At 36.8% G+C, this 3942-nt stretch carries 8 protein-coding genes; 2 read left to right on the forward strand and 6 right to left on the reverse strand.

Annotated features, from left to right (window positions below; genetic code table 11):
- Nucleotides 1-113: 113 nt before the first annotated feature.
- The 3 genes from Q0L65_RS05460 to Q0L65_RS05470 are packed head-to-tail and all read right to left on the reverse strand — an operon-like array spanning nucleotide 114 to nucleotide 1256.
- Nucleotides 114-524 (reverse strand): hypothetical protein, encoded by a 411-nt coding sequence (locus Q0L65_RS05460; RefSeq protein WP_296684281.1) that lies wholly within the window; start codon nucleotides 522-524, stop codon nucleotides 114-116.
- Entirely contained in the window at nucleotides 524-958 is a 435-nt protein-coding gene (locus Q0L65_RS05465) for a hypothetical protein (RefSeq protein ID WP_296684283.1), read from the reverse strand. Before Q0L65_RS05465 ends, Q0L65_RS05460 begins: the two co-directional genes overlap by 1 nt.
- 58 nt (nucleotides 959-1016) lie before the next feature.
- A complete protein-coding gene (locus Q0L65_RS05470; protein WP_296682142.1) occupies nucleotides 1017-1256 on the reverse strand; it encodes a hypothetical protein in 240 nt (79 codons plus the stop codon).
- A gap of 269 nt (nucleotides 1257-1525) precedes the next feature.
- Here Q0L65_RS05470 and Q0L65_RS05475 point away from each other — a divergent pair, with 269 nt between their 5' ends.
- Nucleotides 1526-2092, forward strand: a complete 567-nt coding sequence (locus tag Q0L65_RS05475; protein ID WP_296684285.1) for a cyclic nucleotide-binding domain-containing protein — start codon at nucleotides 1526-1528, stop codon at nucleotides 2090-2092.
- A 62-nt stretch (nucleotides 2093-2154) separates the two neighbouring features.
- Nucleotides 2155-2685 (forward strand): nuclear transport factor 2 family protein, encoded by a 531-nt coding sequence (locus Q0L65_RS05480; protein WP_296684287.1) that lies wholly within the window; start codon nucleotides 2155-2157, stop codon nucleotides 2683-2685.
- A 16-nt stretch (nucleotides 2686-2701) separates the two neighbouring features.
- Here Q0L65_RS05480 and Q0L65_RS05485 read toward each other — a convergent pair whose 3' ends face one another.
- The 3 genes from Q0L65_RS05485 to Q0L65_RS05495 all read right to left on the reverse strand — a co-directional run.
- Nucleotides 2702-3241 (reverse strand): transposase, encoded by a 540-nt coding sequence (locus tag Q0L65_RS05485; RefSeq protein ID WP_366051359.1) that lies wholly within the window; start codon nucleotides 3239-3241, stop codon nucleotides 2702-2704.
- A gap of 30 nt (nucleotides 3242-3271) precedes the next feature.
- Nucleotides 3272-3493 (reverse strand): DUF4248 domain-containing protein, encoded by a 222-nt coding sequence (locus Q0L65_RS05490; protein ID WP_296684289.1) that lies wholly within the window; start codon nucleotides 3491-3493, stop codon nucleotides 3272-3274.
- A 58-nt stretch (nucleotides 3494-3551) separates the two neighbouring features.
- The coding region (locus Q0L65_RS05495; protein WP_296684290.1) for a site-specific integrase at nucleotides 3552-3942 on the reverse strand (391 nt) is incomplete at its 5' end.

A 3942-nucleotide genomic window follows, 5' to 3' on the forward strand; every position in this document is an offset into this window, starting at 1 on the left:
TTTCTGTTGTTTGTTTTTTTCTTCTTGGTGTTTCCATAATTAAATTTAAACATTAATAATTGAAAACTCCTTCTAGCAATATACATTCAATCGGTCCACTTTATGCTGACGATTTACAGTGGGATTTTTAAATTGGTGAGTATGCTAGAGGTAAAAATGCTCATGCAGTCACAGTCAACACCCGTAGCTCTTTCAGCCCATGATCTGGCTGGTCTTCTGAGCTGTTCTAATCCACGCTGATCTAGCTTGTACTGAATAAAGTTGTGAATGAACTCCCAGATAGCCTTGCAGGTCTCGAGGGTGGAAGGCCGCATGAGCAATGGAGCGATTCGCTTGGTGTCGTCAAGGTATTTCCAAACGACTTTCTCCATTAACTCAACAGTATCCGTTACTTCTCCATCCTTGATAATGACACGGTCACGCTCATCAGGTGGTGGGAAATACGTATTGTAGCGGCTTCCATCCTTGATGGCACGATAACCACTTGTAACAGTTTTGCTTGGTATATGTGCGAGTGCCCTCATTAGATAATTTTGCTAGGTTCAGATTCATAAAACAGTCCATTTACATAGGTAGAAAAGGACATGGTAATCGGAATTCCGAGTTGGTCGATCAAGTTCTTTTTGTTCCCTGATTTAAATGCGGTAATCACCGCTGGAACCTTTGTAACGATGTTAGAAATAAGCCCTGAAAGGGTCATCCAATTAATTTGAAGCTCTATGGTATCAATCTGAGTAACACTGAGCGGTTTGATGATAATTTCTTTGTTTTCCGCATTGGATTGAGACAACAATTTCCCTTTACTTTTTACACTTACAACGGGCTTCGTAATTTTTACCGAATCCTTCGATGGGTTATTGATCGCCACTTCCGTGCGGAACGACAATCCACCTAAATTGACAGCATGAACACGAGGATTCACCATTGTGATATTGGTTTGATCACCTACGTTTTGCATTTTCAGTAACCTGATTATGCCATAAACCGCAGCTGCGCCTAGTGTTATGCCAACCAATTTATTCATTGTCGTCAGCAGATTTTTCGTTAAAAAATTGATTGAGTTTGCGAGAAGCCGCGTCTAAGAGCTTCTTAACCACATATCCAGCAACAGCTGATGCAGAAGCATAAATTATAACCGTAGTTAAACCAGGAAGGGTAATAGCCAGTAATAAAGGCTTAGCGGAAATCGCTTTGCCAACGCCACCGACAACACCCGAAACGGTGGTAAACAATGCAGTATGTGTGTGATGTTGCATGAAGTCTTGTATCGATTAGGATACAAACTTCAGGATAAGTTATTTGTTGAAAGGACCTGTGATGGTTTGTGTAGTTCTAAAGCGGTGTGTGTAGATATATTAGGGTATTTTTTATTAACTTTGAATTTTGTGAATTTATTTCAATATTTTTTGAAATAAATAATGAGATAAAAACCTTCACTAATCTACCCAAATTTGGGGTGATAAACGAATGCTTTTAGAACCCATATACTAGTTATGCGTCATTCTAAAAAAATAGAAAACAACAAATGATTGAGATAAAAAGATACTTCGAAAAAATTGTTGACATTTCTGAAAAAGACTGGGACGTTTTTTCCTCAAAGTTAGTTAAGCGTGAATTTAAAAAGAAATCAGTAATACTGAAAGTTGGCGAGAAAGAAAACTACTTGTCTTTCATAGAAAGAGGAATTATTAGAAAATGTATCCCAAAAGAGTTTGACGATTTAACTTTTGAGTTTGGCTTCGCAGGAAATTTTATAACCGCCTATGATTATTTTTTGACACAACAACCTACTTCTTATCAAATAGAAGCTATCACAGATAGCATACTTTGGAGTATATCATATGCTGATTTGCAAATTATTTATAATTGTACAAATATTGGTAATACAATTGGAAGATTGGCAACAGAAGGTCAATTCATTATAAAAGCTAAACGAGAACTATCATTACTGAATCAATCTGCTGAAGAACGGTATTTGAATTTATTTACCGAACAACCACAACTATTACAACTTATTCCATTAAAATATATTGCATCCTATATCGGAATTACGCCACAAGCTTTAAGTAGAATAAGAAAACGTATTTCTTAACTTAGGTTCATTGTTTAAATTTTAGCGGAGTATTAATTTTACAACTCACTAAAATTAAAAAAATGAATAAATTGTTTTGTATTTCGTTATTCGTATTTGCTGTTGCAGTTAGTACGGTAAATGCTCAAGACTTGAATCCTTATCACCTTATACTAAAAGGTAAAATTAGAAAATCCTTCGATTTAGTAAATCAACATCAATATGATGAACTATTAAAAGGAGTGTCAGACAAAACATTAGAGCATTCATTTGCGGGAGACCATTCATTAGGAGGGAAACGACATGATAAAGAAAGTCTAAAAAGATGGTTTATAAGATTAGGTATAGTACTGCCAGACCTTAAAATAGAAATTACAGATATTCAAGTAAAAGGAAATATTTTTAAAACGATTGCTATTGTGCGTTGGACAGCTACCTGTACCTTACTTAACGGGGAATCCTATGTAAATAAAGGTGTTCATTTTATAACTTTAAAATTGGGTAAAGCAGTTAAGTTTGATGTCTTTGAAGACACTAAAACTGTATCTCATGGTTTGGATGTACAATTTGAATCAGGTATAAAGGAAGCTAAAGCTCCCAAAATTGAAAGCTAAAATGAAAAATACAGCATTAATTACAGTTTGATACAAACCTCGGACGGATTAAGTTGCCGTGCTCATCGACTTTATCGATATTAAAGTTTGGATTGGGTTGGTCTTTATAAGCTTCATCCTTCCATGCGTGGTGTTGTTCTACTAGTTTCTTTCTGGTGCTGGTGGTTTTGAATTCACTGTTTTCTTCTAATTCATTCACAAACGCACTAGCATCCTCTAAAACCTCTTTCTCTACTAAACTGTCCATAGAAGCATTGGCTTTGATAAAGACACTATCCCCAGCTTGGCGTTTGCCTCGAACCATACCCTTTTCTACACACAATTTCAATATGGATTTAAACAAACTTAGAAACACTTCTTCTCCATAGAGTTGCCGTGTTCTACTAATGGTGCTATGCCATGGCATGGGTTCATGAACATCGTAACCTAAAAATAACCGAATCGAGAGACTATCACTACAATAGGCTATCAATTGCCTGTCGCTACTAATATTGTTGAGATAGCCGACCAACAAAATCTTGAAGAAAACCGTGCTTCGAAATCGCCACCTTCGGATAGCTGCAAAACATTAAAATAAAAAAATAAATCACGGCTCCCCAAACTCATCAATTATAACCCTCACATGAGCTGGAGTAAATAATCTAATACCTGATTTATAGCCAAGTTTTTTAAGTCTTGGTAAAGCGGTTTCGCTTTCGGTTATCCATCTGCGTAATTGAGCACTGGCACTTTTCTTTGATATGTTCGGGAAATACATCTGCGCAAGCTCCCCGTAACCGTATGATTTTATTTTAAATTTCTCTTCCATTTTCTAAACAGGTCTAATTGAGTATAAAAAAAGCCCTGGGGTTTCCAGGGCTTTGAGTTTAAAACGACATTGCTAATCGACTTCCTATTTTGGAGGATAGTCGCTCCATATCTTCACCTACTTTTTTATCTACGATTCGGGCATAGTGCTGGGTGCTTGTAATGTTTTTGTGTCCTAGCATTTTGCTAACGCTTTCAATTGGTACGCCGTTCATCATCGTCAGCGTAGTTGCAAACGTGTGGCGAGCGATGTGATAGGATAACTTTTTAGTGATGCCACAGAAGTCTGCCAACTCTTTGAGGTAGGCATTCATCTTTTGATTGCTTAAAATGGGCAAAATAAGGTCATCTGCTTCGAGCAAATCCAATTGAACATACTTGGCAATGATTTGCATCGGAACATCCAATAATGGCACGTTTGCACGTCCGCCTGTTTTTTGCCTTTTGGTT

It is taken from the genome of Flavobacterium sp. (assembly GCF_024642105.1).
In the GTDB taxonomy this organism is placed as follows: domain Bacteria; phylum Bacteroidota; class Bacteroidia; order Flavobacteriales; family Flavobacteriaceae; genus Flavobacterium.